The sequence below is a fragment of the Streptomyces sp. NPDC048506 genome, assembly GCF_040651315.1.
In the GTDB taxonomy this organism is placed as follows: domain Bacteria; phylum Actinomycetota; class Actinomycetes; order Streptomycetales; family Streptomycetaceae; genus Streptomyces.
The window spans coordinates 1-26,369 of sequence record NZ_JBEZIX010000065.1; the positions used below are offsets into that span (position 1 = coordinate 1).

The 26,369-nt window shown below is 71.6% G+C and carries 23 protein-coding genes and 1 pseudogene; 16 read left to right on the top strand and 8 right to left on the bottom strand.

All coding sequences use genetic code 11. The annotated features are described in order from the left end of the window. Positions 1 to 206 precede the first annotated feature (206 nt). From AB0C96_RS37020 to AB0C96_RS37055, 8 genes are all read left to right on the top strand, one after another. Positions 207 to 476, top strand: a complete 270-nt coding sequence (locus AB0C96_RS37020) for a hypothetical protein (RefSeq protein WP_362923885.1) — start codon at positions 207 to 209, stop codon at positions 474 to 476. Beyond that, on the top strand, positions 473 to 853 hold the full coding sequence (locus AB0C96_RS37025; RefSeq protein ID WP_362923887.1) for a helix-turn-helix domain-containing protein: 381 nt from the start codon (positions 473 to 475) through the stop codon (positions 851 to 853). The genes AB0C96_RS37020 and AB0C96_RS37025 overlap by 4 nt, the downstream gene beginning before the upstream one ends. A gap of 172 nt (positions 854 to 1,025) precedes the next feature. After that, the gene (gene uraD / locus AB0C96_RS37030; protein WP_362923888.1) at positions 1,026 to 1,547 is read left to right on the top strand and encodes a 2-oxo-4-hydroxy-4-carboxy-5-ureidoimidazoline decarboxylase; all 522 of its coding nucleotides are present in this window, start codon (positions 1,026 to 1,028) and stop codon (positions 1,545 to 1,547) included. After that, positions 1,544 to 1,957 (top strand): hydroxyisourate hydrolase, encoded by a 414-nt coding sequence (gene uraH / locus AB0C96_RS37035; RefSeq protein WP_362923890.1) that lies wholly within the window; start codon positions 1,544 to 1,546, stop codon positions 1,955 to 1,957. Before uraD ends, uraH begins: the two co-directional genes overlap by 4 nt. Before the next feature lie 7 nt (positions 1,958 to 1,964). Further along, a complete protein-coding gene (pucL, locus tag AB0C96_RS37040) occupies positions 1,965 to 2,912 on the top strand; it encodes a factor-independent urate hydroxylase (protein ID WP_362923892.1) in 948 nt (315 codons plus the stop codon). 90 nt (positions 2,913 to 3,002) lie between these two features. Next, positions 3,003 to 4,379 (top strand): nucleobase:cation symporter-2 family protein, encoded by a 1,377-nt coding sequence (locus AB0C96_RS37045; protein WP_362923893.1) that lies wholly within the window; start codon positions 3,003 to 3,005, stop codon positions 4,377 to 4,379. Between the two features lie 87 nt (positions 4,380 to 4,466). Continuing rightward, complete coding sequence (locus AB0C96_RS37050; protein ID WP_362923894.1) at positions 4,467 to 5,852, top strand: 8-oxoguanine deaminase; 1,386 nt, start codon at positions 4,467 to 4,469, stop codon at positions 5,850 to 5,852. Positions 5,853 to 6,152: 300 nt separating this feature from the next. Then, positions 6,153 to 7,616 (top strand): nucleobase:cation symporter-2 family protein, encoded by a 1,464-nt coding sequence (locus AB0C96_RS37055; protein ID WP_362923896.1) that lies wholly within the window; start codon positions 6,153 to 6,155, stop codon positions 7,614 to 7,616. Positions 7,617 to 7,716: 100 nt separating this feature from the next. Here the strand turns inward: AB0C96_RS37055 and AB0C96_RS37060 are convergent, their stop codons facing one another. The 5 genes from AB0C96_RS37060 to AB0C96_RS37080 form a co-directional block, all read right to left on the bottom strand. Further along, complete coding sequence (locus AB0C96_RS37060) at positions 7,717 to 8,592, bottom strand: chitosanase (RefSeq protein ID WP_362923898.1); 876 nt, start codon at positions 8,590 to 8,592, stop codon at positions 7,717 to 7,719. A 175-nt stretch (positions 8,593 to 8,767) separates the two neighbouring features. Beyond that, complete coding sequence (locus AB0C96_RS37065) at positions 8,768 to 9,373, bottom strand: TetR family transcriptional regulator (RefSeq protein WP_362923899.1); 606 nt, start codon at positions 9,371 to 9,373, stop codon at positions 8,768 to 8,770. 149 nt (positions 9,374 to 9,522) lie between these two features. Next, complete coding sequence (aceB, locus tag AB0C96_RS37070; RefSeq protein ID WP_362923901.1) at positions 9,523 to 11,151, bottom strand: malate synthase A; 1,629 nt, start codon at positions 11,149 to 11,151, stop codon at positions 9,523 to 9,525. A gap of 277 nt (positions 11,152 to 11,428) precedes the next feature. Continuing rightward, positions 11,429 to 12,007 (bottom strand): nucleotidyltransferase family protein, encoded by a 579-nt coding sequence (locus tag AB0C96_RS37075; RefSeq protein ID WP_362923958.1) that lies wholly within the window; start codon positions 12,005 to 12,007, stop codon positions 11,429 to 11,431. A gap of 142 nt (positions 12,008 to 12,149) precedes the next feature. Continuing rightward, positions 12,150 to 12,374 (bottom strand): hypothetical protein, encoded by a 225-nt coding sequence (locus AB0C96_RS37080; protein WP_362923903.1) that lies wholly within the window; start codon positions 12,372 to 12,374, stop codon positions 12,150 to 12,152. A 371-nt stretch (positions 12,375 to 12,745) separates the two neighbouring features. Here AB0C96_RS37080 and AB0C96_RS37085 point away from each other — a divergent pair, with 371 nt between their 5' ends. The 3 genes from AB0C96_RS37085 (at position 12,746) to AB0C96_RS37095 (ending at position 15,876) form a co-directional block, all read left to right on the top strand. Next, a complete protein-coding gene (locus AB0C96_RS37085) occupies positions 12,746 to 14,620 on the top strand; it encodes a serine/threonine-protein kinase (protein ID WP_362923905.1) in 1,875 nt (624 codons plus the stop codon). A gap of 75 nt (positions 14,621 to 14,695) precedes the next feature. Beyond that, positions 14,696 to 15,394, top strand: coding sequence for an alpha/beta hydrolase (locus AB0C96_RS37090; RefSeq protein WP_362923906.1), 699 nt, complete (start codon positions 14,696 to 14,698; stop codon positions 15,392 to 15,394). A gap of 191 nt (positions 15,395 to 15,585) precedes the next feature. Further along, positions 15,586 to 15,876, top strand: a complete 291-nt coding sequence (locus tag AB0C96_RS37095; protein ID WP_362923908.1) for a DUF5955 family protein — start codon at positions 15,586 to 15,588, stop codon at positions 15,874 to 15,876. A 29-nt stretch (positions 15,877 to 15,905) separates the two neighbouring features. Here AB0C96_RS37095 and AB0C96_RS37100 read toward each other — a convergent pair whose 3' ends face one another. Next, positions 15,906 to 16,709, bottom strand: coding sequence for an IclR family transcriptional regulator (locus AB0C96_RS37100; RefSeq protein ID WP_362923910.1), 804 nt, complete (start codon positions 16,707 to 16,709; stop codon positions 15,906 to 15,908). Between the two features lie 268 nt (positions 16,710 to 16,977). On the opposite strand from AB0C96_RS37100, the gene AB0C96_RS37105 reads away from it, so the two are divergent. From AB0C96_RS37105 to AB0C96_RS37125, 5 genes and pseudogenes are all read left to right on the top strand, one after another. Then, positions 16,978 to 17,766 carry an aspartate/glutamate racemase family protein gene (locus AB0C96_RS37105; RefSeq protein WP_362923912.1) on the top strand — a complete coding sequence of 263 codons (789 nt, stop codon included), beginning with the start codon at positions 16,978 to 16,980 and terminating at the stop codon, positions 17,764 to 17,766. Between the two features lie 43 nt (positions 17,767 to 17,809). Beyond that, positions 17,810 to 19,353: pseudogene (locus tag AB0C96_RS37110) on the top strand (NCS1 family nucleobase:cation symporter-1). Between the two features lie 190 nt (positions 19,354 to 19,543). Beyond that, positions 19,544 to 20,887, top strand: a complete 1,344-nt coding sequence (allB, locus tag AB0C96_RS37115; RefSeq protein WP_362923914.1) for an allantoinase AllB — start codon at positions 19,544 to 19,546, stop codon at positions 20,885 to 20,887. After that, on the top strand, positions 20,884 to 22,014 hold the full coding sequence (gene alc, locus AB0C96_RS37120) for an allantoicase (protein WP_362923916.1): 1,131 nt from the start codon (positions 20,884 to 20,886) through the stop codon (positions 22,012 to 22,014). The genes allB and alc overlap by 4 nt, the downstream gene beginning before the upstream one ends. A gap of 196 nt (positions 22,015 to 22,210) precedes the next feature. Next, on the top strand, positions 22,211 to 22,744 hold the full coding sequence (locus AB0C96_RS37125) for a GNAT family N-acetyltransferase (protein ID WP_362923918.1): 534 nt from the start codon (positions 22,211 to 22,213) through the stop codon (positions 22,742 to 22,744). A gap of 43 nt (positions 22,745 to 22,787) precedes the next feature. Here AB0C96_RS37125 and AB0C96_RS37130 read toward each other — a convergent pair whose 3' ends face one another. Then, positions 22,788 to 23,468 carry a transcriptional regulator gene (locus tag AB0C96_RS37130; protein WP_362923920.1) on the bottom strand — a complete coding sequence of 227 codons (681 nt, stop codon included), beginning with the start codon at positions 23,466 to 23,468 and terminating at the stop codon, positions 22,788 to 22,790. A gap of 157 nt (positions 23,469 to 23,625) precedes the next feature. After that, the gene (locus AB0C96_RS37135; protein WP_362923922.1) at positions 23,626 to 26,295 is read right to left on the bottom strand and encodes a beta-N-acetylglucosaminidase domain-containing protein; all 2,670 of its coding nucleotides are present in this window, start codon (positions 26,293 to 26,295) and stop codon (positions 23,626 to 23,628) included. Positions 26,296 to 26,369 lie beyond the last annotated feature (74 nt).

The following is a 26,369-nucleotide window of genomic DNA, read 5'->3' on the forward strand; positions in this document are numbered from 1 at the left end:
GCTCAAGCAACGCAAGCTCGGTGAACAGGATCGACAGATTGACGTTGAAGCGCATGTCCGTGAAACCCATGAGGGCCGGCGCTCCTTCCGGATAGTGGAACTGTTTTTCTGCGTGATGGAACACTGCCTGGGAGGTTCGGAGGCTGTCAAGGGGGCCTCGGAGCAATTTCTGGTGGCCGGGCCGAACCGCGCGTAGGTTGAGCGACGTGCGATTGAGAGTTGAGTTCACGACGGAGCCGTTCGACTTGGACGAGGCGCCGGCGCATGCCCTGGTGGCGCGGGACATCGTCACCGGCGCCGAGCTGGACGCCGTCGACGTCGGACCGTTCGGCAATACGGCCGAGGGCGACGCCGACCGGGTCCTCGGTGCGGTGTCCGCCCTGCTGCGCGAGTCCCTCCAGGCGGGTGCCACCCGGGTCTCGCTACAGGTCAACGTGATCGGGGACGCCGAGCGGGGCGAGGGGGACGCGACGTGACCGAGCCCGCCGACCACCCGTTCGTCCAGGCGGTCAAGCCGCTGGTGGACGCGATGGGCGGAGAGATGGTCGCGCCCGACCAGGCCCAGGGTGACGACGTGGTGCTGGCCTGGGAGGGGCAGGACCGGGTGGCCGTACGGCTCCCGCACCTGTCGGAGTCGCTCGACCACATCCTCGCCGAGCTCCAGCGCCGGCACGGCATGCCGCTGGCGGAGCTGGACCGCAAGACCAAGCAGTCCGTGGTGCGGATCCTGGAGGCCCGTGGCGCCTTCTCCGTCCGGCACGGCGTCGAGACGGTCGCGGGCGCCCTTGGCGTCAGCCGCTTCACCGTCTACAACTACCTGAACCGGGAGAACGCCGCGAAGGGCGCCGACTGAGGCGAAGCGGCGGGGCAGTCCCGCGCAGACCGTCGAAGCCGCCGCCCGAAATCCCCGGACGGCGGCTTTTGCGTTGCCGAGTTTTCAACAAAGTGTTGACGGGATGTTGCCGGAGGTCTTAGCTGTTTCCAGCCAAGCAGAGCTGTCCAGCACCAGGCCACGGAGGCTTCCCGTGTCTTCGAGTACGTCCCCGGGGCTCGCCCGGTTCAACACCTGCGACGACAGTACGGCGCGGTCCGTCCTGCACGAGGTGTGTGCCAGCCGGGCATGGGGGAACAAGATCCTCGCCCGGCGCCCCTTCGCCACCACCGACGACCTGTTCGCCGCGAGCGACGCCGCCATGGCGGAGCTGACCGCGGAGGATCTGGCCGAGGCGATGGCCGGGCACCCGCCCATCGGCCGGCCGAAGCCGGGCGACCCGACCTCGAACCGCGAGCAGAGCGGGATGGCCGGCGCCTCCGACGAGCTCAAGGCGGAGATGCTCGAACTGAACCTGGCCTACCAGGAGAAGTTCGGCCACGTCTTCCTGATCTGCGCTTCCGGGCGCACCGGAGAGCAGATGCGCGACGCGGTCCGTAACCGGATCGACAACACGCCGGAACACGAACGAGAGATCGTTCGTGTGGAACTCGGCAAGATCAATCGCATTCGCCTGACCCGTATCGCGGAGAACGCAGAAGGAGACGCAGCATGAGCAGCGAGTCGGCCGCACGGACGTCGGTGTCCACGCACATCCTGGACACCAGCGTGGGCCGCCCCGCGGAGGGCGTCGCCCTCTCGCTCTCGGTGCGCTCCGGCAGCGACGGGGCCTGGACCGCCCACGGCGCGTCCAAGACCGACGCGGACGGGCGCTGCAAGGACCTGCCGGCCCTGCCGGATGGCACCACTCACGTACGCATCGACTTCGCGACCGAGGCGTACTTCTTGAAGACCCAGCACAGCGTCAACCAGCAAGCCGAGGAACAGCAGGACGCCCCCGCGCTACGGGACAGCGGAGCCTTCTTCCCGGAGGTGGCAATCACCTTTGCCGTCAAGCCGGGCGAGCACTACCACGTACCGCTGCTGCTCAACCCGTTCGGCTACTCCGTATACCGAGGGAGCTAGCACCGACATGACTGCCCATTCCCGCCCGGCCCGCCCGGTGATTCTCGGCCAGAACCAGTACGGCAAAGCGGAGAACCGCGTCGTCAAGATCACCCGTGACGGCGACACGCACCACATCAAGGACCTCAACGTCTCCGTAGCGCTCTCCGGCGACCTGGAGGAGGTCCACCTCTCCGGCTCCAACGCCAACTGCCTGCCCACCGACACGACCAAGAACACCGTGTACGCCTTCGCCAAGGAGTACGGGATCGAGTCGGCCGAGCAGTTCGGCATCCACCTGGCCCGCCACTTCGTGACCAGCCAGGAGCCCATCAAGCGGGCCCGGATCCGTATCGAGGAGTACGCCTGGGAGCGGATCGAGACCTCCGACGCCAACTCCCGCTTCATCGGCTCCGACGAGGTCAAGCACTCCTTCGTCCGCAAGGGCCAGGAGACCCGCCTCACCGAGATCACCTACGACGGTGAGCAGTGGCAGGTCATCTCCGGTCTGAAGGACCTGGTGGTGATGAACTCCACCAACTCGGAGTTCTGGGGCTACATCAAGGACAAGTACACGACGCTGAAGGAGGCCTACGACCGCATCCTCGCCACGCAGGTGTCCGCCCGCTGGCGGTTCAACTGGACCGACGACGAGCAGCGGATGCCCAACTGGGAGCGTTCGTACGAGCAGGTGAAGAAGCACATGCTGCACGCCTTCGCCGAGACCTACAGCCTCTCGCTCCAGCAGACCCTGTACCAGATGGGTTCGCGGATCATCAACAACCGCTCCGAGATCGACGAGGTGCGGTTCTCGCTCCCGAACAAGCACCACTTCCTGGTGGACCTGGAGCCGTTCGGGCTGAAGAACGACAACGAGGTCTACTACGCGGCGGACCGCCCGTACGGCCTGATCGAAGCCACTGTTCTGCGCGACGGTGTCGAGCCCCAGATCCCGGTGGATCTGACCAACCTCTAAAAGCGGCTCCGACGCAACGCCGTGCCTCGCGCCCCCTCCCCACCCCGCAGCGGGGCGGGGAGGGAACGCGGAACCCGAGGGGAACGACCCATGGCCCTGCCATCGCACGTCCCGCACCACCCCCCGTCCCCGGTCCACCCGGTGGACGAGAAGCCGGCCGTCAAGCGGCTCGTCCCGGCCGCCCTCCAGCACATCGCCGCGATGTACGCCGGCGTCGTCACCCCTCCGCTCATCGTCGGCCAGGCCGTCGGCCTGGACACCGCGGGCCGGACCCGGCTGATCGCCGCGAGCCTGCTCATCGCCGGGCTCGCCACGCTGTTGCAGACGCTCGGCGTCCGCAACCTCGCCGGCAACCGGCTCCCGTTCGTCAACGCGGCCAGCTCCGCCGGCATCACGCCGATGCTGGCCATCGCCGAGACCACCGCCAAGGGGCACCAACTCCCCGCGATCTACGGGGCGGTGATGGTCGCCGGGGTGTTCTGCCTGGCGGTCGGACCGTTCTTCGGCAGACTGCTCCGCTTCTTCCCGCCGCTGGTCACCGGAGTCGTCATCACCCTCATCGGGGTCACGCTGATGCCCGTGCCGGTCGGCTGGGCCCAGGGCGGCGACAAGCACGCCGCCGACTTCGGCTCCATGGAGAACCTGGCGCTCGCCGCCTTCACCCTTGTGGTGATCCTGCTCATCCAGCGCTTCACCCAGGGCTTCGCCAAGCAGATCGCGCTGCTGATCGGCCTGGTCGTCGGCACCCTCGCCGCGATCCCGTTCGGGATGGCGAGCTTCGACGGACTGCGCTCGGCCCCGATCGCCGCGCTGCCCACCCCGTTCTCCTTCGGCGCCCCCGAATTCCAGCCCGCCGCGATCCTCTCGCTGTGCATCGTGATGCTGGTGCTGATGACGGAGTCGTCGGCCGGCATGCTGGCCCTCGGTGAGATCTGCGACCGGCCGACCACCGGCGCCACCATCACCCGCGGACTGCGCACCGACGGCATCGCCACGCTGCTCGGCCCGATCTTCGGCGGCTTCCCGACCAGCGCCTTCGCGCAGAACGTCGGAGTGGTCTCGCTGACCCGCGTGCGCAGCCGGTACGTCGTCGCGCTCGCCGGCGGCACGCTCCTGGTCCTCGGCGCCTTCCCCGTGCTGGGCGCCGTGGTCTCCCTGGTGCCGATGCCGGTGCTCGGTGGTGCGGGTATCGTCCTGTTCGGGTCGATCGCGGTCAGCGGTATCCGTACGCTCTCCGAGGCCGGTCTCGACGACAGCTCCAACATCATCCTGGTGGCCGTGTCGCTCGGCGCAGGCATCATCCCGCTCGCGGCGCCCACCTTCTACGAGGCCTTCCCGGCCTGGGCGCAGACCGTGCTCGGCTCCGGCATCAGCGCCGGCGCGCTCGTCGCGGTCCTGCTGAACCTGTTCTTCCACCATCTCGGCACCCGGAGACCGGCCACGGTTCCGGCACTCAAATCTTCCTAGGGTCCTGCCGTGCCCTCCCCCGAGGACTCCGACGCACACCCGGTCCGCGGGGGACCCCCGTCGCCACCACAGAGAAGAGGAAGCACGATGGCACCATCGGCAGCCCAGCGCATCGTCATCGAGAACTGCGCGATCGCGACCGTCGACGCCGACGACACCGAGTACGCCAGCGGGCACATCGTCGTCGCCGGCAACAAGATCGAGTCGATCGGCGCGGGCAAGGCCCCCGAGGGCCTTGAGAACGTGGTCCGTCGCATCGATGCCACCGGCCACCTCGTCACCCCGGGCCTGGTCAACACCCACCACCACTTCTACCAGTGGATCACCCGTGGTCTGGCCACCGACCACAACCTCTTCAACTGGCTCGTCGCGCTCTACCCGACCTGGTCCCGGATCGACGAGCCGATGGTGTACGCGGCCGCGCAGGGCTCGCTGGCGATGATGGCCCGCGGGGGCGTCACCACCGCCATGGACCACCACTACGTCTACCCGCAGGGCTCCGGCGACCTCTCCGGCGCCGTCATCCGGGCCGCCGCCGAGATGGGCGTCCGCTTCACCCTGGCCCGCGGCTCCATGGACCGCAGCCAGAAGGACGGCGGTCTGCCGCCGGACTTCGCCGTGGAGACCCTCGAAGGCGCCCTCGCCGCCACCGAGGAGACCGTCAAGAAGCACCACGACGCCTCCTTCGACGCCATGACCCAGGTCGCCGTCGCCCCCTGCTCCCCGTTCTCCATCTCCACCGAGCTGCTCAAGCAGGGCGCCGAGCTCGCCCGCCGGCTGGGCGTGCGGATGCACACGCACGGCTCGGAGACGGTCGAGGAGGAGCAGTTCTGCCACGAGCTCTTCGGCATGGGCCCGACCGACTACTTCGAGTCCACCGGCTGGCTCGGCGAGGACGTGTGGATGGCGCACTGCGTCCACATGAACGACTCCGACATCGCCGCCTTCGCCCGTACGAAGACCGGTGTCGCGCACTGCCCGTCCTCCAACGCGCGGTTGGCCGCCGGCATCGCCCGGGTCCCCGACATGCTCGCCGCCGGTGTCCCGGTCGGCCTCGGCGTCGACGGCACCGCCTCCAACGAGTCCGGCGAACTCCACACCGAGCTGCGCAACGCCCTGCTCATCAACCGCCTCGGCGCGCACCGCGAGGCCGCGCTCAACGCCCGCCAGGCGCTGCGCCTGGGCACCTACGGCGGTGCGCAGGTCCTCGGCCGGGCCGACAACATCGGCTCCCTGGAGCCCGGCAAGCTCGCCGACCTGGTGCTCTGGAAGCTGGACACGCTCGCCCACGCCTCCATCGCCGACCCGGTGACCGCCCTCGTCTTCGGGGCCGCGGCACCGGTCACGCTCTCCCTCGTCAACGGCGAACCGGTCGTCGAGAACGGCCGTCTGCTGCACGTCGACGAGGACGCCATCGCCCGCAGCACGCGGTCGGAGGCACAGCGTCTGGCCCGGATCACCGCCGAGGGCTGACCCCCACGGCGGCCCGCACGGCCGACGCACCACCAGACTCGGCCGGGAGGGACGGCTCCCGGCCGACCTTGTGGATCCGAGTGGGATCCACGAGCGCCGGACCCCGGGGGCGCGGGATCTCCCGCACCTCCGGGCCGGTCGGCCCCGCCGACACCGCCCGTCCGTCACGCGCCACAAGCGCGGCTCCACACCGAACCGCTCACCAGGCGACTTCTCGCACCACGCACCACATGGCAAGCCCTCCGTGACAGCCTCGCATCGCCGGCCGCCGGCGACGCAGAAATCGACAGGAGGCCCGCAGTGGCCGCAATTACCGGGCAGAAGTCGGAGGGGGACCGGAAGCATCCGGTCGACGAGACCCTCCCGCCCTTCAAGATGTTCACCAGCGGCCTCCAGCACGTGGCCGCGATGTACGCGGGCGTGGTGGCCCCGCCGATGATCGTGGGTCCGGCCTGCGGGCTGAGCGCCACCGAGACGGCCTTCCTGATGGGTGCCAGCCTCTTCACGGCAGGCATCGCGACCCTCCTCCAGACCCTCGGATTCTGGAAGGTCGGCGCCAAGCTCCCCTTCGTCAACGGCGTGTCGTTCGCCGGTGTCACGCCGATGGTCGCCATCGGCAAGGCCGAGAGCCCCCACCACGCACTGCCGGTCATCTTCGGTGCGGTGATCGTCGCCGGTGTGCTCGGCTTCCTGCTCGCCCCCTACTTCTCCAAGCTCGTCCGCTTCTTCCCGCCGGTGGTCACCGGCACCGTCATCACCCTGATCGGTGTCTCGCTCCTCCCTGTCGCGTTCAACTGGTCCCAGGGAGGCAACTCCCGGGCCCCCGACTACGGTTCCCTCACGAACATCGGCATGGCCGCGCTGACCTTCCTCATCGTGCTCGTACTGCGTCGGGTGCTGCGCGGCTTCCTCCAGCAGATCGCGATCCTGCTCGGCCTGATCGCCGGCACCCTGATCGCCGTCCCCGTGGGCATCACGAACTTCTCCGCCCTCACCAACGCCGATCTGATCGGCTTTCCGACGCCCTTCCACTTCGGCGTCCCGCAGTTCGACGTCGCCGCGATCATCTCGATGTGCATCGTGATGCTGGTCTGCATGACCGAGTCGACGGCCGACATGCTGGCGCTGGGCAAGATCGTCGACCGGCCGGCGGACCAGCGCACCATCGAGGGCGGTCTGCGCGCCGACACCCTCGGCACGGCCCTCAGCCCGCTCTTCAACGGCTTCGCCAACAGCGCCTTCGCCCAGAACATCGGCCTGGTCGCGATGACCAAGGTGCGCAGCCGCTTCGTGGTGGCGACCAGCGGCCTGATCCTGCTGGTACTGGGCCTGAGCCCGGTGGCCGCGTCCGTCATCTCGCTGGTCCCGCTGCCGGTCCTGGGCGGCGCCGGCATCGTGCTCTTCGGCTCGGTGGCGGCCAGCGGCATCCAGACGCTGGCGTCCGCCGCGATGGAGAAGGGCGACAACGCCCTGATCGTGGCCGCCGCCGTCGGCATCGGCCTGATCCCGATCGCCGCGCCGGACTTCTACCACAGCCTCCCCAAGGACCTGCTGGTCGTCCTCGACTCCGGTATCAGCACCGGCTGTCTGGTCGCCATCCTCCTCAACCTCGCCTTCAACCACTTCGGCAGAGCGGCGGAGACCGGGGAGGAGTCCGGGGCCGAGGCCGGCAACGCCCGCGCCGACGACCCGCACATACCGCAACAGCCCAACCGGGGCGTGGTGGACGACTCCGGCGACGCGGCGTCGCTGCCCGCACACTGACACCGCACCGGAAACCGGCAACGGCCCGTAGGGGAGCGTCATCTGCGCTTCTCCCACGGGCCGTTGGGCTTTCGGGGACCGCCGTGGCGGCCGGTGCCGGTCAGTCGATGTGGAAGCGCTCGCCGTACACCTTCCAGTCCAGCGGGGTGTGCAGGTCGAGGTTGCCCTTCTTCAGGAACACCCGCTGCGCGGTGTCGACCCGGCTGGTGTCGCTGTGCGCCTCCTCCTGCTTCATCGCCCAGACCCGGGCGTCGAGGAAGGCGTCGAGGTAGGCCTTCTCGTCGCCGCCCTGGGCCGGCGGCTTCGCCTTGGCCAGCGCCCGCCTGCGGATGTTGGAGAAGCTGGTCCTGTCGTCGCCGTCGCCGTGCATCACGATCGCGTCGTAGTACGCGAACTGGCCCAGCACACCGATGCCGTCGGCCTTGCCCTGCTTGACCGCGGGGTCGAAGTACACCCGGTCCCGCTCGTCGTTCTGGGCCTGCTGGAACGCGGGGTCCTGGGCGGCCTTCCGCCAGGCCTTGGTGTAGCCGGGGTCCAGGCCCTCGTGCGAGTCACTGCCGTCGACCGCGCGGAGCGCGGGGAGGTACTCGGCCAGGACGTTGTCGGGCTTGCGCCGGGTGTAGAGCTCGACGAGTTCGAGCATGTCGTGCGTACCGGAGCAGAAGCCGATGATGCCGCCGGTGTAGCCCCGGCCGTCGCCGATGTCCTCGATGTACTTGTACTGGGCCTTCCAGTCCAGCGAGGAGTTCTCCGCGCTGGAGACCAGTTGCATGGCGATCTCCTTCTTCGCCGGGTCGTCGAGGCCGGTGGCGGCGCGTGCGGCGTGCGAAGCGGCGTGGGCGGTCGCCGGGCGGCGGTGGTCCGCCGACGTCGCCGTGGCGGCGACCGCGGTGGCCGGGACGGCGAGCAGGGCGAGGCCAAGGGCGACGCGGGTGGCGGTCCTGGGCAGGGCCGTGCCCATCGATCGGGTGCGCATGGAGTCGTCCTCCAGTTCGGAGCGAGCCGTGGGGGGTTCCCCAATCGTTAGGAAGCTTTCCTACCAGACTTGGAGGGCGTCGCATAGCCGTCGGAACGAGGTGCCGTGGCCCCGCCCGACCGCACCGGGTCGGTACGGGGCTGCGCCCAACCCCGCCCGCTCCGCCCGGAGTTGCTCAGTCAAGCAGCCTTCCGAGCAGCTCACGGATCCCCGGCCCGGGGTCGAAGTGCTCGGCAGGGAAGGCGAGTTGGTGGAAGGCGACCCCGTCCAGGTAGTCCAGAAGGATCTCGCAGTGCCGCCGCGGCGTCGGCGAGCCGAAGTGCCGTAGCCACTGCGTGCCCCAGTCGACGACGGCCTCGCGGCCGCGGGTGAGGGGCGGCCGGAGTTCGGGACGGGCCATGGACTCCAGGAAGAGGGCGAAGCGGGCGGCGGTCCTGGCCCGCTCCGGGCCGGTCGCGTACCGCAGGAACCGGGTGACGGCCTCGGCCAGTTCACCGGCGTCGGCCGGTGCGGCCTCGGCGGCGAAGGTCTCCCAGTCCCGGCGCTCCAGCACCTGGAGGTGGTCCACGATGCCGTCGATCAGGGCCGCCCGGTTGCGGAAGTAGTTGGAGGTGGTGCCGGACGGAACCCCTGCCGCGGCGTCCACGGCCTGATACGTGAGCCGCCGTGCGCCCTCGCTCCCGAGGACCCGGATCCCCGCGTCGAGGACCTGCTCCCGCCGTCGCGCCACTCCGTACGCCCTTCCCGTTGCGCCCCGCGCCACTATGTCTGTAGTGCCCATCTACTATAAACATAGTACGGGCGCCTTCACGGCCGAGCACGCCGCCGCCTTCCGCACCGGGGCGGCGGTCTGACGGTACGGCGAAGGGCCCGCCCGCACCGCAACGAAGCGGTGGGGGCGAGCCCTTCGGGTCGTGGACCGGCTCGGCGTCAGTCCAGCAGCTCGTAAGCCGGCAGGGTCAGGAAGTCGGCGTAGTCCGCGTCCAGGGAGACCTGGAGGAGGAGGTCGTGGGCCTGCTGCCACTTGCCGGAGGTGAAGGCCTGGTCGCCGACCTCGGTGCGGATGGCGGCCAGTTCCTCGGCGGCGACGGTGCGGACGAGGTCGGCGGTGGCCTTCTCGCCGTTCTCGAAGACGACGCCGGCGTCGACCCACTGCCAGATCTGGGAGCGGGAGATCTCGGCGGTGGCGGCGTCCTCCATGAGGCCGAAGATGGCGACGGCGCCGAGGCCGCGCAGCCAGGCCTCGATGTAGCGGGTGCCGACCCGGACCGCGTCGACCAGGCCCTGGTAGGTGGGCTTGGCGTCCAGCGAGTCGATGGCGATGAGGTCGGCGGCGCGGACGGAGACGTCCTCGCGGAGGCGGTCCTTCTGGTGCGGCTTGTCGCCGAGGACGGCGTCGAAGGACGCGCGGGCGACGGGCACCAGGTCGGGGTGGGCGACCCAGGAGCCGTCGAAGCCGTCGCCGGCCTCGCGGTCCTTGTCGTTCTTGACCTTGGTCAGGGCCTTCTCGTTGGCCTCGGGGTCGCGGCGGTTGGGGATGAAGGCCGCCATGCCGCCGATGGCGTGCGCACCGCGCTTGTGGCAGGTGCGGACGAGGAGCTCGGTGTAGGCGCGCATGAACGGGGCCGTCATGGTGACCGCGTTGCGGTCCGGGAGGACGAACTTGGCGCCGCCGTCTCGGAAGTTCTTGACGATGGAGAAGAGGTAGTCCCAGCGGCCGGCGTTGAGGCCGGAGGCGTGGTCGCGGAGCTCGTAGAGGATCTCCTCCATCTCGTACGCGGCCGTGATGGTCTCGATCAGGACCGTGGCGCGGATGGTGCCCTGGGGGATGCCCACGTAGCTCTGGGCGAAGACGAAGATGTCGTTCCAGAGGCGCGCCTCCAGGTGCGACTCGGTCTTCGGGAGGTAGAAGTACGGGCCCTTGCCGAGGGCGAGCAGCCGCTTGGCGTTGTGGAAGAAGTACAGGCCGAAGTCGACCAGGGCGCCGGGGACCGGGCGGCCCTCGAACTGTAGGTGACGCTCCTCCAGGTGCCAGCCGCGCGGCCGCATCACGACGGTCGCGAGCTCCTCGGCGGGCTTGAGGGCGTACGACTTGCCGGAGGCCGGGTCGGTGAAGTCGATGCGGCGCTCGTAGGCGTCGATCAGGTTGAGCTGGCCGGTGACGACGTTCTCCCAGGTCGGGGCGGACGCGTCCTCGAAGTCGGCGAGCCAGACCTTGGCGCCCGAGTTGAGCGCGTTGATGGTCATCTTGCGGTCGGTGGGGCCGGTGATCTCCACCCGGCGGTCGGTGAGCGCGGCCGGGGCCTCGGCGACCCGCCAGCTGTCGTCGGCGCGGATCGCCGCGGTCTCCGGAAGGAAGTCCAGCGAGCTGGTCCGGGCGATCTCGGCCCGGCGCTCGGCCCGGCGGGCGAGCAGTTCGTCGCGGCGCGGGGCGAACCGGCGGTGCAGCTCGGCGACGAAGGCGAGCGCGGCGTCGGTGAGGACCTCGCCCTGCCGTTCGGGGGTGTGGGCGGGATCGGCTTCGACGATGGCCAGCGGGGACGGCGCTGGTGCGGACATGAGCTGTCACTCCATTCAGCGGCGGTGCCTGGCGGCCGCCGGGACACCGGGCGGCACGGGGTGCCGCGGTCTCCGGGGTACGGTCGCGGGCGCCGTCTGGGTTCAGGGCGCTTCTGACCAGTGGAGACTAGTTTCCTTATCGCGGAACTTCAATGGTTTGTTGATGTCGAGATTCTCCGGGTCGACACAAGTGGTGATCGAATGGCTCTCGGTGCCATCGCGGTCACTCTCCATCACCCCGCCGGGTCGGGCGCGGGTTTCCGTCGCCGCCCTCGCCTCACTCCAGGCGGGACAGGTCCTCCGGCGTGTCGATGTCGTACGGCTCGGCGATGTCGGAGCACTCGACGAGCGTGACGGCGGCGGCGTGCTGCTGGAGGTAGGAGCGGGCGCCGCGGTCGCCCTCCGCGGTCGACGCGATGTCCGCCCAGCGGTCGGCGCCGAAGAGCACGGGGTGGCCGCGCCGTCCCTCGTAGGCGGCCGCCGCCAGGTCTGCGCCGTCCCGGTACGCGGCGATCAGTCGGGCCACCGCGGCGGCGCCGATGCCCGGCTGGTCGACCAGGGACACCACCACCGCGCCCGCCCCCGAACCGGCCAGCCCGGTCAGGCCCGCCCGGAGTGAACTGCCCATGCCCTGCGCCCAGTCCGGGTTCTCCGAGACCTCGTACGCCGCGAGGTCCGCGCGGGCGCGTACGGAATCGGCGGCTGCGCCCAGCACGATGTGCACCGGGTCGCAGCCGCCGTCCCTCAGGGCCCGTGCGGCGTGCTCGACCAGCGGGCGTCCCCGGTGGTCGAGCAGTGCCTTGGGCCGTCCCCCCAGGCGCCGCCCGCCGCCCGCGGCGAGCAGCAGGCCGGCCACCCTCCCCTCGGGTGGTGGTGGTGTCGACGGTCCATGTGCGGGTGCGGAGGGCGTCGTTGGTGTCGGTGCCATGGGGACTGCTTACCTCATGGCACCGGGCGCCGCGGCGCCCCTCCGCGCCTTCCGCCGTGGGTCCGTCGGGTCAGGCCGCGTCGTCGGACGCCCGCGGGCGGGGGATGTGCGCCCGGAAGCGCTCGCGCAGTTGGTGGCTGCGCTCCTCCGTCCGGCGGCGATCGGCGACGTAGCGGTGTATGTGCTCCATGGTGATCTCCGACGGATCGGAGAGGCCGTACGCGCGGCAGATGAGTTGCACGACGCTGGCGCCGCGTCGGTTCGGGCCGGTGCCGGGGCCGGTGGTGGGCTCCATGGCATTCTCCGATCCAGTGATATGCCGGATATTTCCTCAGAGGGAAGAATGCTCCATTCCGCCTTCGTGTACGCCTCGGACCGGATACGCCCATGCCAACGGGTGGCGGCGGGAACGCACGTGCTGACGCATGTTCAGGCCGGTTCGGGGCAACGCGCGCGCGAGGTGCCGGCGGGGCGCCAGGGGCGCACAACCGGCCCGGGAAGAGGCCGAATCGGGGCGCGAAACCGGCTCTTCGGACAAGGCGCCGGGTACGCCCGCCGACGATGTCACGGTGCGGCGCCTGGCCGGATAAGGTTCTGCTCCGTTGCGGACATCATGGCTGCCTGCCGGTGTGGCGGCGGCGCCTTTTTTGAGTCGGGGGACCGTTAGTGGTGAACAGTGTGGGCTCGTCCGGCATCTTCCAGCCGTTGGAAGGTGACGACCCGCGGGCGATCGCGGGGTATCGCCTCACGGCGAAGCTCGGCTCCGGCGGCATGGGCAAGGTCTACCTCTCCTACACGCCCGGCGGGCGGCCGGTGGCCATCAAGGTGATCCGGCCGGAGTTCAGCGAGGACAACGAGTTCCGCCGCCGCTTCAAGCAGGAGGTGCAGTCCGCGCAGCGGGTGCAGGGCCTGTTCACCGCGCCGGTCATCGACAGCGATGCCGACGGCCCCAGCCCCTGGCTCGCCACCGCCTATGTGCCCGGCCCCTCGCTCGCGGCGGCGGTCGCCGAGCACGGACGCCTCCCGGTCCCGACCGTGCTGCTGATGGTCGCCGGCATCGCCGAGGCGCTCCAGGTCATCCACGGTGCGGGCATCGTGCACCGCGACCTGAAGCCGTCCAACGTCCTGCTGGCCGCCGACGGCCCGCGGGTCATCGACTTCGGTATCGCCCGCGCCGCCGACGCCACGTCCCTCACCAGCAGCGGCGTCACCGTGGGCACCCCCACCTTCATGGCGCCCGAACAGGCGGCGGGCAGCACCATCACCCCCGCCACCGACGTCTTCGCACTCGGCCAGGTCGCGGCGTACGCGGCCATCGGCACCCCGGCGTTCGGTGAGGGCACCTCGCACGGGGTGCTCTACCGCATCGTCCACGAAGAGCCGGACCTGTCCGAACTCCCCGAGGAACTCCGGGAGTTGGTCACCCGCTGCCTGGCCAAGGACGCCGCCGAGCGGCCGTCGGTCGCGGAGGTGATCGGGCTGTGCGGCGCGGCCTCCGGCCAGACGCAGCTGCGCCGCCCCGAGGAGTGGCTGCCCACCGCCGTCGCCGCCGACATCACCACGCGTGCGGCGGCCCCGGCGCCGGTGCAGACCCCGCCGCCCCCGCTGGAGGCACCCACCGCCGGCGCACCGGCCCAGCCCGTGCAGCCGCCCGTGCAGCCGCCCGTGCAGCCGGTACAGCCGCCGACCGCCGCGGCGCCGACCGCCCCTCCGGTGCCGACCGAGCTGAACCACCCGCAGACGCCGCCGCCCGGCTTCGGCCCCGCGGCGTATGCGCCGACCGTCGGTGCCACCGCGCAGGGCACTTTGATGAACGCCGCACCGACCGCCGCCGGCCCGGCGGCCACCGGCCCCACCGCCGCCTACCCGGCCGCCGCGGCGCCGGCCCCGGAGCCGCCGAAGCCGAAGAAGAAGCGCAAGGGGCTCGTCACCGCACTGGTGGTGGTCGGCCTGCTGGCCTTCGCCGGTGCGGGCGGTGGTGTCGTCTACGCCTTCATGAAGGACGACGGCAAGAAGAGCAACCAGGCCACCCACAAGACCAAGAACACCGAGGCCTCCGCGTCGCCGACCCCGAGCTCGTCGGAGACCCCCGGCGGCGACGGGACGGGCACTCCGGCCGCCCCCGTGGCGGACCCGACCCCCGTCGACTACAAGGACATCAACCTGCCGGACGAGTACCACCTGTCGCTGGCCGACGAGTCGATGAAGCCGACGAACTCGGACAACGACACGGACAAGGACTTCTCGTACCAGGACAACAGCTACTCCGACGACCAGGTCTTCACCGAGAACGGCAAGCTGGTGCTGCTCAACCCCGGTGAGCAGGGCTCGCTCGAAACCTGCCGGAACGAGACCCGGTTCACCGAGAGCATCCTGACCAAGCAGCTCACCAAGGGCGCTCAGATGTGCCTGACCACCGACTACGGTCATCTCGCGCTGATCACCTTCAAGGGCTTTGCGCCGAAGTCGGACCCCAGCAGCTATCTGACCGTCGATGTGCGGGTGTGGCGCAACGCGGTGCAGCCGAAGCAGGATTCCTGACCCACGGGGGCACGGAGCCGCAGCGGTACAGCGGTCGGGCAGGGCACTGTCCGACCGCTGCGCTATGTTTCCGCCATGGCTGAATTTCTCTTGGTGGCGGGGGCATGGCTGGGAGCGCGGGCGTGGGACGAGGTGGTGCCGGAGCTACGGGCGGCCGGGCACGGCACCCACCCGCTGACCCTGTCCGGTCTCGCGGAGAAGCAGGGCGTCCCGGCCGGGCAGCAGACCCATGTGCAGGACATCGTCGACGAGGTCGAGCGGCTCGATCTGCGTGACGTCGTCCTGGTCGGGCACAGCTACTCCGGCATCCCCGTCGGTCAGGCCGCCGGGCGGATCGGCGACCGACTGGCCCATGTGGTGTTCGTCGACTCCAATGTGCCGGCCGACGGCGGGTCGTTCGTGTCCAGTTGGCCGGGTGGTCGGGCGGTGGCCGAGGCGGTCGCCGGGAACGGGGGGCGCTGGGCGCCCCTGGCCGCGGCCGACTTCGCGGGCCAGGGTCTCACCGACGAGCAGATCGCCCGGATCGTGGCCGGCTCCACACCGCACCCGGGCGCCACGCTGACCGAACCGGCCGTGCTGACGCGCCCGCTCGGCGAGCTCCCGGCGACCTACGTCAAGTGTCTGCTCGACGGCGCCGAGCCGAGCGACGACGTGGCCGAGCTGCTGAAGAGCGAGCGCTGGCAGTTGGTCGAGCTGGACACCGGCCACTGGCCGATGTTCTCCCAGCCGCGCGAGCTGGCCCGGATCCTGGGCCGGGCGGCCGGCGAATCCTGAGGGGCCTTCGGCGCCGGGGCGCACGCCGGGGCGGTCCGCCCGGCGGCGCCCGGACCGCGCCCTTGATCCGGATTTTTCGCTCTCCGTATGGCGCGCGCAGCGCAGAGTGGCGTTAACTGTCCCACGATGTGGACGGGGGAACGGCCTTGGAGGGCGCCGTCGTTGTGGGACAGCTGCCGAGGGATCGACGAGTGAGCGAGGGCGAGCGCGACCCACGCGTCCAGGAGCTGCGCGGCGCGGTGGCCCGGCTGCGTCGCCAACTGGCAGTGCTCCCTGGGGAGTTGCCGGACCGGGCGGCGGCCGATGAGGAGCTGGCCGCACTGGACGCGATGGTGAGCCACGGACTTCCGGAGGTGCCCCGGCTGCGCCGTTCACTGCTGCTGATCGCCGGGGCGGTCGGCTCGGTGAGCGCCCTGTCGCCCGCGCTGAGCGATGTACGCGCGGGCATCGACCGCTTCGGGGAGCTGCCGCGCGGCCGGTGACCGGCGGCGGGCCCCTAGGGGCGTGGCCCCTAGGCCGGCGTCTGGTTGGCCAGCGCCACCGACAGTTGGGCCGCTACGTCCTGCAACACCGGCACGATCGTCTCCGTGGCGGCGTCCGTCACCCGGCCGGTCGGGCCGGAGATGGAGATCGCCGCCGAGGTGGGGGAGTTGGGCACCGGCACCGCGAGACAGCGGACGCCGATCTCCTGCTCGTTGTCGTCGATCGCGTAGCCGAGCCGGCGGACGTCGGCGAGCGCCTCCAGGAAGCGGTCCGGGTCGGTGATCGTCTTCTCGGTCGCGGCGGGCATCCCCGTACGGCCGAGGAGCGCGCGGACCTCCTCCGGCGGGTGGTCGGCCAGCAGGGCCTTGCCGACGCCGGTGGAGTGCGGCAGGACGCGGCGGCCGACCTCGGTGAACATACGGACCGCGTGCCGGGAGGGGACCTGCGCCACGTAGACGATCTCGTCGCCGTCCAGGAGGGCCATGTTGGCGGTCTCGCCGGTCTCCTCCACCAGCCGTGCCAGGAACGGCCGGGCCCAGGTGCCCAGCAGCCGGGAGGCGCTCTCGCCGAGCCGGATCAGGCGGGGGCCGAGCGCGTACCGGCGGTTGGGCTGCTGGCGTACGTAGCCGCAGGCGACCAGCGTGCGCATCAGGCGGTGGATCGTCGGCAGGGGCAGTCCGCTGCTGCTGGAGAGTTCGCTCAGGCCGACCTCGCCGCCGGCGTCGGCCATCCGCTCCAGCAGGTCGAAGGCGCGCTCAAGGGACTGGACACCACCGCTCGCGCCTGCGGGCTTGGCTTCGGTGGCGGAGGTGCTGGCGCTGGACGACGGCACGTCGCGTTCCTTTCGGGGCGGGTCGGATCGGTCTCGGCTGGGACGTGTGGGTGCCGGGCCCGACCGGAGCAGCCTACCGGTCCCCCTACCGTGGCACACGGTCTCCGGTGCAGTCGTTCTCGCCGGTCAGGCCCTCTTTGTCCCACCGTGTGAGCCGCTGGGGCGCCGTCTAGCCCCGATCCCTTGACGGTGCCAGTGGCCGTAGCTACGTTCTGCTCCGCGAAACCTACTGTCCATTCTGTGGAATCCTCCAAATCGCTGGAGCGCCATGCGCATTCTCGTCATGAACCCGAACACCACGGCTTCCATGACCACCTCGATCCGCGCCACCGCCACCGCGGCCGCCGCACCGGGCACCGAGATCCTCGCCACCGAACCCCTGTGGGGACCGGAGTCCATCGAGGGGCACTTCGAGGGCTACCTCAGCGCCGCGGCCGTCCTGGACCGTCTCGCCACCCTCGACGCACCGTTCGACGCGCTGGTCATGGCCGGCTTCGGCGAGCCGGGCCGGGAGGGTGCCCAGGAGCTGCTGGACGTGCCCGTACTGGACATCACCGAGAGCGCCGCCCAGATGGCGATGATGCTCGGGCACGCCTACGGCGTCGTCACCACGCTCGACCGGTCCGTACCGCAGATCCGGGACCGACTGCTGACCGCCGGGCTGCTCCAGCGCTGTGCCGCGGTGCGGGGCACCGGGCTCGGCGTGCTGGAGCTGGAGGCGGATCCGCGGCGGACCGTCGAGGTGATCGTCGAGACCGCCCGCGAGGTCGTCCGGGCCGGCGCCGAGGTGATCTGCCTCGGGTGCGGTGGGATGGCCGGATTGCAGGAGGAGGTCGCCGCGGCCCTCGGGGTGCCGGTCGTCGACGGGGTCGCCGCCGCGGTGAAGTTCGCCGAGGCGGTCGTCGGTCTCGGTCTCACCACCAGTACGGGACGCAGCTTCGCCCCGCCCCGTCCGAAGGTCATCGGAGCCTGGCCGCTGAGCGCCCATCTGTCCCGGGGGCGTGACCAGGGCTCCGCACGTCACACCGAATTTTCCGCAAAGACATCAGACATCTGACAACTGCTCCGTAAGCTCCACCCAACCTGCCTGGGAGGAACACGTGACCGCATCCCCGCAGTCCCAGCCGGACCCGCGGCTCTTCAACGAGGACCTCGCGCCGGCCCCCGCACGCACCTGGGGCACCTACAGCATCTTCGCGCTGTGGATGTCCGACACCCACGCGATCAGCAACTACGCCTTCGCCGCCAGCCTGTTCGTGCTCGGCCTGCCGGCCTGGGAGGTGTTCGTGGCGCTGCTGGTCGGCATCACGATCGTCCACTGGCTGATGAACCGCATGGGGCACGCGGGGCACCGGACCGGCGTCCCCTTCCCGGTGCTCGCCCGCGCGAGCTGGGGCGTCTACGGCGCGACATCCCGGCGCTGCTGCGCGCGGTGATGGCCGTGGCCTGGTACGGCATCCAGACCTGGCTGGCCTCGACCGCGGTGGTGCTGCTGACGCTACAGATCGCGCCCGGCCTGGACGCCTACAACCACAACTCGCTGCTGGGCCTGTCCACTCTGGGGTGGATCGCGTTCCTGGTGATGTGGGGGCTACAGGCCGTGCTGCTGACCCGCGGGATGGAGTTCATCCGCAAGGTCCAGGACTTCGCGACCGGGCCGGTGGTCTGGCTCGTCGTGCTCGCCCTCGCGGTGTACCTGGTGGTCAGGGCCGGCGGGGACATCTCGCTGACCCGTAGCGTCACCGGCCTCGGCGGCTCCGCGCAGGTCGAGCAGAGCCTGATCGCGGTCAGCCTGACCGTGGCCACCTTCCTGACCCTGGTGCTCAACTACGCCGACTTCGCCCGCTTCACGCCCGACCACCGCTCCTACCGGCGCGGCAACCTGATCGGGCTGCCGGTGAACTTCACCGCCTTCGCCGTGGTCGCGGTCCTGGTCACCGCCGGCACCATCGCGGTCTTCGGAGAGGCGATCCACGACCCGGTGAAGGTGATCCAGAAGATCGACAACCCGGTGGTCACCGTCGTCGGGGCGCTGGCCTTCGTGGTCGCCACCGTGGGCATCAACGTCGTCGCCAACTTCGTCTCGCCCGCGTACGACTTCGCCAACCTGGCCCCGAAGTACCTGAACTTCCGGCGCGGCGGCATGATCACCGCGGTGCTGGCGGTCGTCGTCATGCCCTGGAAGCTGTACTCCTCGGCGCTGGTGATCCAGTACTTCCTCGGGGCGCTGGGAGCCTTCCTCGGTCCGCTGGTGGCGATCCTGCTCGTCGACTACTACCTGGTGCGGCGTGGCCGGATCGACGTCGACGCGCTGTTCTCGGCCGACGCCGAGGGAGCGTACTTCTACCGCCGGGGCTACAACCCGAAGGCCGTGATCGCCTTCCTCCCGGCCGCCGCGGTCTCCGCCGCGCTCGCCCTCGTGCCGGCCTTCGACGCGATGGCGCCGTTCTCCTGGATCTTCGGGATGGCGCTCTCCGGCGGGATCTACGTCCTGGTGTCGGGCCGTGGGCGGGCCGCTGCGGGGGCCGGGCCGATCCCGGACGGCATCATCCCGTCGCAGGTCAGGGCCGCTGCGGGAGAGGGGGCATGGAATGCGGCGGCGACCGGGGCGGTGGCCGCGCCGGTGCCGGCGGAGGGGTCTTGACGGGCCGGGGTCCGGAGTGAAGACTCATTCAACAGACTGTTGAATCCAGAATTCCGGATTCCGGTCCGGAGGTCGATTCCGGACCTCGCTCCGGTGTGGACGGCGCACGGCGGGCGTCGCGGCCCTCGGTTGCCGTGCGCCCCCGGCGCCGCCACGCAACGATGAAGACACGATACGAGGAGGGGACCGGGTGTCCGAAACAGAGCTGGTGCTGCGCTCCAGGCGCGTCGTCACCCCCGAGGGGACGCGCGCCGCGTCCGTCACCGTCAAGGACGGCACGATCGACGCGGTGCTCCCGTACGACGCCGAGGCTCCGGCCGGGGCACAGGTCCGGGACTTCGGCGACGACGTCCTGCTGCCCGGCCTCGTCGACACCCACGTCCACGTCAACGACCCCGGCCGCACCGAGTGGGAGGGCTTCTGGACCGCCACCCGCGCCGCCGCGGCCGGCGGCATCACCACCCTCGTGGACATGCCGCTCAACAGCCTGCCGCCCACGACCACCACCGCCCACCTCGACACCAAGCGCGCGGTCGCCCGCAGCAAGGCGCACATCGACGTCGGCTTCTGGGGCGGTGCCATCCCCGGCAACGTCAAGGACCTGCGCCCGTTGCACGACGCCGGCGTCTTCGGCTTCAAGTGCTTCCTGTCGCCCTCCGGCGTGGACGAGTTCCCCGAGGTCGACCGGGAGCAACTGGCCGCCGCCCTCGGCGAGATCGCCGGCTTCGACGGCCTGCTGATCGTGCACGCCGAGGATCCGGGCCACCTGGCCGCCGCACCCGAGCCGCACGGCCCCCGGTACGCCGACTTCCTCGCCTCCCGCCCCCGGATCTCCGAGAACGACGCCATCGCCGGGCTGATCGTCCTCGCCAAGCAACTGGACGCCCGGGTGCACGTGCTGCACCTGTCCTCCAGTGACGCGCTGCCGTTGATCGCCGCCGCCAAGCGGGAGGGCGTCCGGATCACCGTCGAGACCTGCCCGCACTTCCTGACCCTGACCGCCGAGGAAGTCCCGGACGGCGCAACGGAGTTCAAGTGCTGCCCACCGATCCGGGAGGCCGCCAACCAGGACGCGCTGTGGGAGGGCCTGGCCGACGGGACCATCGACTGCATCGTCTCCGACCACTCGCCCTCCACCGCCGACCTCAAGACCGCCGACTTCGGCGCGGCCTGGGGCGGCATCTCCTCCCTCCAGCTGGGCCTGCCCGCCATCTGGACCGAGGCGCGCACCCGCGGCCACTCGCTCGACGACGTGGTGCGCTGGATGGCCACCGCCCCGGCCGCCCTGGTCGGCCTGGACCGCAAGGGCGCCATCGAGCCCGGCCGGGACGCCGACTTCACGGTCCTGGCACCCGAGGAGACCTTCACCGTCGACCCGAACGCCCTCCAGCACCGCAACAAGATCACCGCCTACGCCGGGAAGACCCTGTACGGCGTCGTACGGTCCACCTGGCTGCGCGGCCGGAGGATCAACGACGGCACCACCCTCGCCGAGCCCACCGGCGAACTGCTCGAACGGAACCCCCGCGCATGACCACCGCCGACATACCCCGCTACACCGGCGACGCCAGCCCCTACGGGGGCGGCGACCCGTACGCCGACTACCGCACGCCCGGGGCCGCCGGCCTGCCCTTCGGCCACTTCCCGGACCTCGCCGACCGCCGGCTGGGCGCCGGCGTGATCGCCGCCAACGACGAGTTCTTCGCCGAGCGGGAGAACCTCCTCAAGCCCGAGCCCGCCCATTTCGACCCCGAGGCCTTCGGTCACAAGGGCAAGATCATGGACGGCTGGGAGACCCGCCGGCGGCGCGGCGCCGACGGCGCGCACCCGTTCCCGACGGACGAGGACCACGACTGGGCGCTGATCCGCCTCGGCGCGCCCGGCGTGATCCACGGCATCGTCGTCGACACCGCCCACTTCCGCGGCAACTACCCGCAGTCCGTGAGCGTGCAGGGCGCCTGCGTGGAAGGCTCCCCGTCCCCCGACGACCTGCTCGCCGCCGACGTCACCTGGACCACCCTCGTCCCGCGCACCGCCATCGGTGGCCACGCGGCGAACGCCTTCGCCGTCGACGCCGGGCGCCGCTACACCCATCTGCGCCTCAACCAGCACCCCGACGGCGGCGTGGCCCGCCTCCGCGTGCACGGCGAGGTCGTCCCGGCCCCCGACTGGCTCGCCGCACTGGGCACCTTCGACCTCGTCGCGCTGGAGAACGGCGGCCAGGTCGAGGACGCCTCGGACCGCTTCTACTCCTCGCCCACCCACACCATCCAGCCGGGCCGCTCCCGCAAGATGGACGACGGCTGGGAGACCCGGCGCCGGCGCGGCAGCGGCAACGACTGGGTCCGCTACCGCCTCACCGAACGGTCCCGGATCCGCGCGGTGGAGATCGACACCGGCTACCTCAAGGGCAACTCGGCCGGCTGGGCAGCCCTGTTCGGGCGCGACGGGGAGCACGGCGACTGGGTGGAGCTGCTGCCCCGCACCCGCCTCCAGCCCGACACCGTCCACCGCTTCCTGCTCGACGACGCACCGGCCACCACCCACGTCCGGATCGACATCTTCCCGGACGGCGGCATCGCCCGGCTGCGGCTGCACGGCTCGCTCACCGAGGACGGGGCGGGCCGACTGGCCGACCGCCACCGGGAGTTGGGCGGCTGAGCGCGCTGCTCCGGCGGCCCGGATTCTGCCCGGGCCGCCGGAGCCCGCGCCGCGACCGGACCCAGGCGCCCACCCCGCCGACCACCTCGTCGCGGTGCCCGGGACGGGCCTTCATGGTGGGGTGGTAGCCGTACGGCACGGGGGCTCCTGGCTCCTTCGCTTGGTCGGATCCCGGCGCGCCCGGCATCATGCGGGAATGACCGGGAACCTATCGCCCGCGTCGCCGGCCGTGGTCCGGCTCACGCGGTACGCGGCGGCGGAGCAGAACGAGATCCTCGGAGACGGCGACGACCCGTTCGGTGTCGCCGGCGCGGGACTGACCTGGCTGCCCAAGGAGGAGCACTTCGGGATCCGGCGGGACGGACGGCTGGTGGCGCACGCCGGTCTGCGGCGGGTGCCGCTGTCCGTCGGCGGGGTCGACATACCGGCCGTGGGTCTGGGCGGGGTGGCCGTCGCGCCGGACGCGCGGGGGAGCGGGCTGGCCCGACGCGTGGTCCAGGCCGCGTTGGACCACGCGCGCACCATGGGACCGCGGTACGCGGTGCTCTTCTGCCGTCCACCGCTGGTGGCGCTGTACCAGCGGCTCGGCTGGCACCCGTTGGCGGCACAGGTCCGGGTCGAACAGCCCGAAGGGCCCGTCGCCATGCCGCTGCGGACGATGTGGACGCCGCTGCGAGACGACGCCGACTGGCCACCGGGGCCGGTCCGCACGCGCTGTCTGCCCTGGTGAGCGAGGTGCTCCGGCGGAACCCCGGAACCCGTACCCGTGCGGGTCAGTCCTCGACGGAGTCCCAGAACATCAGCTCGTACGCCTGGAGGAGCCGGCCGTAGCGGTGTGCCGCGGCCGGCCGGGCCTGACCGGTGTCGAGCCCGTGCTGCACCGCCGCGCGGGCCTGCTCCGCGACGGCCGGCGCCGGTTCGGCGAAGAGGCCGAAGAACCCGCGGGCCGCGTCCGGGAAGGCGTAGTGCTCCCGCATCGCCGCCTCGACGGTGGCGCAGTAGCCGCCCCAGGCGGCGAAGTTGGCGGTGAGGGCGATCGCCACATCGGTCGGCCCGGCGCCCAGCGCGAGCCGGGCCGCGTAGGACGGGTAGGCCTGGCAGCCCGGCCGGGGCCGGTAGTCGGCGAAGTCACGGTCCGTCAGCCCGCAGGCGTCCGCCAGCCCGGCCAGCTGACGCAGCGCCAGGGCCTCCCCGTGGGCGAGCAGATCGAAGAAGTCGGCCACCGGGGGGTCGCCGTCCGCCCGGCGCGCCAGGTGCAGGAAGCTGAGCCGGTCGGCGCTGATCACCTGATGCTGTTCGAGGGCGAAGGTGGCGAAGACGGAGCGCGGTGCCTCGCCCGCCCCGATCCGGGCGACCAGTCGGTTGGCGGCCGCGTCCGGGGCGAGCGCGCGCACCGCATCGTCGAGCACGGCCGCCGCGGTCGGGCGGGGCGTGCCGGGAGCGGGTCGGGGCATGGGGCGGTCTCCTCCGGGGCGAGGGCAGCGGCCGGGGGGCGTGCCTTATGGATCGGCAACCCCGAGCAGATCCATATGACACGCCCCGCCCCAGATTAGGACGCGGGGCTCCGCCGTCCCGTCACCGTCTTCGCGTGGCGGCGCCCCGACCCGCCGCTCAGTGCAGAATCACCTCATTGACCGCGGGTGCGGCCGCCCCGTCCCGCCAGGCCAGCCGTACCGCCTCGACCGTGCCGGCACCGGCCGCCAGACGCGTATAGGCACCGGACAGCGTGCCGAGCGTGCGCCAGGAACCGCCGGTGCGGACCTCGACCGTGGCCGCCCCGGCCGGGGCGCCCTCGGGCCGCAGCACGACCACGGACCGTGCCGCGCGGGGCGCGTCCGGCGTGAGCTCCAGCGCCTCGCCGGCGCGGGCCGTCCGGGCCGCGCGGTAGACGGTCGCCGGATCGCCGTCCGCCGCCGCCCGCAGCGCGCTGCCCTGCGCCGGAGGCGGGCCGCCGGCAACCGTCACCCGAGCGGCGCCGCCGACCGCGAACTCCCGTACCACCAGCCAGTTGTCCTGCGACTGGGTGGCCCGTGCGCGGACGTACCGGGCGGTGGTGCCGGCCGGCGGGTCGACGCGCACCTCGGCCTGCCCGTCGAAGGCGGCCAACCGCTGCCAGGTCCGGTTGTCGGACGAGTACTCCAGGACGCCGTGGTGCAGGTAGTCGTCCGGGCTCCCACCCTTGCCCATCGCCAGGGTGACGGTGCCCAGCGGGCGCGCGGCGTGCAGATCCAGACCGACGTACGAACCGGCCTTGGGCGCCGTACCGCTCCAGAAGTACGTGGTGTCGTCGCCGTCGGTCATCCGGGCGGGCGCGTGGTCCTGATAGACGGACAGGTCGGTGCCGGCCTTGGGGCGGCCGATGACGCCCAGCGCCCGGTCGTGGGCGGCGAGCGCATCGTCGACGAAGGTGTCCAGCACGCCGTCCGCCACCAGCACCGGGATCCGCTTCCCCGTCATGTCCACATAGACGAACGACTTCGCGGTCCGCACCAACTCCGGGATCCGCTGCCGCAGTTGCCAGGCCGTGGCGCCGTCACCGGCCCTGGTCGCCTCGATCAGCCGCAGGGCGGTGCGGGCCGCCACCCCCCAGCCGTGCGTGGCGTCCAGCCAGGGCGCGCTGTCCTCGACGAAGCCCCGGTCGGCGAGCCGGTGGCGCAGCACCGCGGGGGCGTCCTGGAGGGTGCGCAGCGTCCGGTCCAGCCGCCCGGCGTCCCCGATGCGGTCGAACTCCGCGAAGGCCGCGGCCAGTTCGGGGGCCTGCCGGGGGTTGAGCGACGAGGAGTAGTTGGCGTCGGCGAAGGCCCGCAGGGCCCGTGCGGTACCGGCGTCACCGCCGGCCTGCTCCGCGATGGCCGCGGTCCAGGAGGCGCGGGCGTCGTACGCCGTGTCGTTCCAGGTGTAGTCGGCCACCGTGTGCAGTGCGATCTTGGACGCCGCGGGCTGGATCATCGGGTTCGCGGTGATCCCCGCCAGCTCCTCGGGCAGCCCCTTCTCCCGCCCGTTGAACGGGCCGAGCAGCAGCCGGTTGGTCACGTAGTCGTTGACCGGGTAGTTGTCCCAGGTGAGGATCGGGTGGCCGAACACCTCCCGGGCCTGCCGGGCCTGGGCGACGGTCATCGTCGGCGCGATCACCCCCACGCCCGTCCACTCCACCAGCACGTGCTCGTCCAACTGGGTGGCGAGCGCCTTCTTGTAGGGGGACGGCTTCACGTCGTAGTACTCGGTCGGCACCATCTGTAGCGGCTGGGCGCCCGGGTGGGTGGCGATGAACTCCCGCTGCACGCGGTTGAGCAGATGCGCCTGCGCGGCGCCGGCCGCTCCGCCGCCGGTCCCGAACCGCTCCTTGTCCGCGGCGCAGTTCCAGTCCGTGTAGCTGATGTCGTCCAGCGGCACGGCGAAGGTCCGCACGCCGATGTCCCACAGCGTCCGGAACTTGGCGACCAGCGCCGCGAGGTCGGCGTCGGAGCTGTAGCAGACGGAGAGTCCGGGCGAGAGCGCGTAGGTGAACTCCACGTGCCGCTCCCGGGCCCGGCCCACCAGCTCCTTGAGCTGCGCGAGCCGGTCCGCGGGGTACGGGTCGCGCCACTTCGCCCGGAGGTAGGGGTCGTCCTTCGGCGAGTAGACGTAGAGGTTCAGCTTGTGCGCACCGTAGAAGTCCAGCTGGTCGAGGCGGGCCCGGTGCGACCAGGGGGTTCCGTAGAAGCCCTCGATGACACCGCGCAGCGGTGTGGCCGGCCAGTCGCGCACGACGGTGCCGGGCACCCGCGCGCCGGGGCGGTCGCGGTGGGGCAGCAGCTGGCGCAGCGACTGCGCGGCGTAGTACGTGCCGGTGGCGTCCCGGCCGGCCAGTGCGATCCGGCCGTCGCCGACGGCCAACGCATAGCCCTCGGCGGGCAGCCCGTCAATGCCCCGGGCGCCCAGTGCCCGCAGCGCGCGGGCCGCGCCCGCCCCGTCGACGTAGACCGTCAGCTGCCGGCCGCCCGGTGCCCGCCCGCCCCGTACGACCCGGTCCGCGCCGGCGTCCTTGAGCGACTTCTCGACCAGCGCCAGCGCCGGGGCGTCGGCCTTCGGGCCCGCGACGACGGTCACGGACCGGGTGATGGAGACGCGGTCGGCACGGGTGTGCACGGACTGCGGGGTGGGGGAGAGCGCGGGGACGGGGCGCGCCCGCGCGGCCTCCCGGCCCGCGACGGTGCCCGGCGGTCCCGCCGCGCCCAGCAGGGGGATCGCGGCCAGGGCCACGGCCAGTGCGGTGGCCGCCGCGGTGCGCGTTCGGTGCATCCTTCGGTCCTCCTCGGTACGGCGAGGTACGGGATCGGCCTGCTGCGAGCACTTCGCGGCAGCAGGCTCCACCC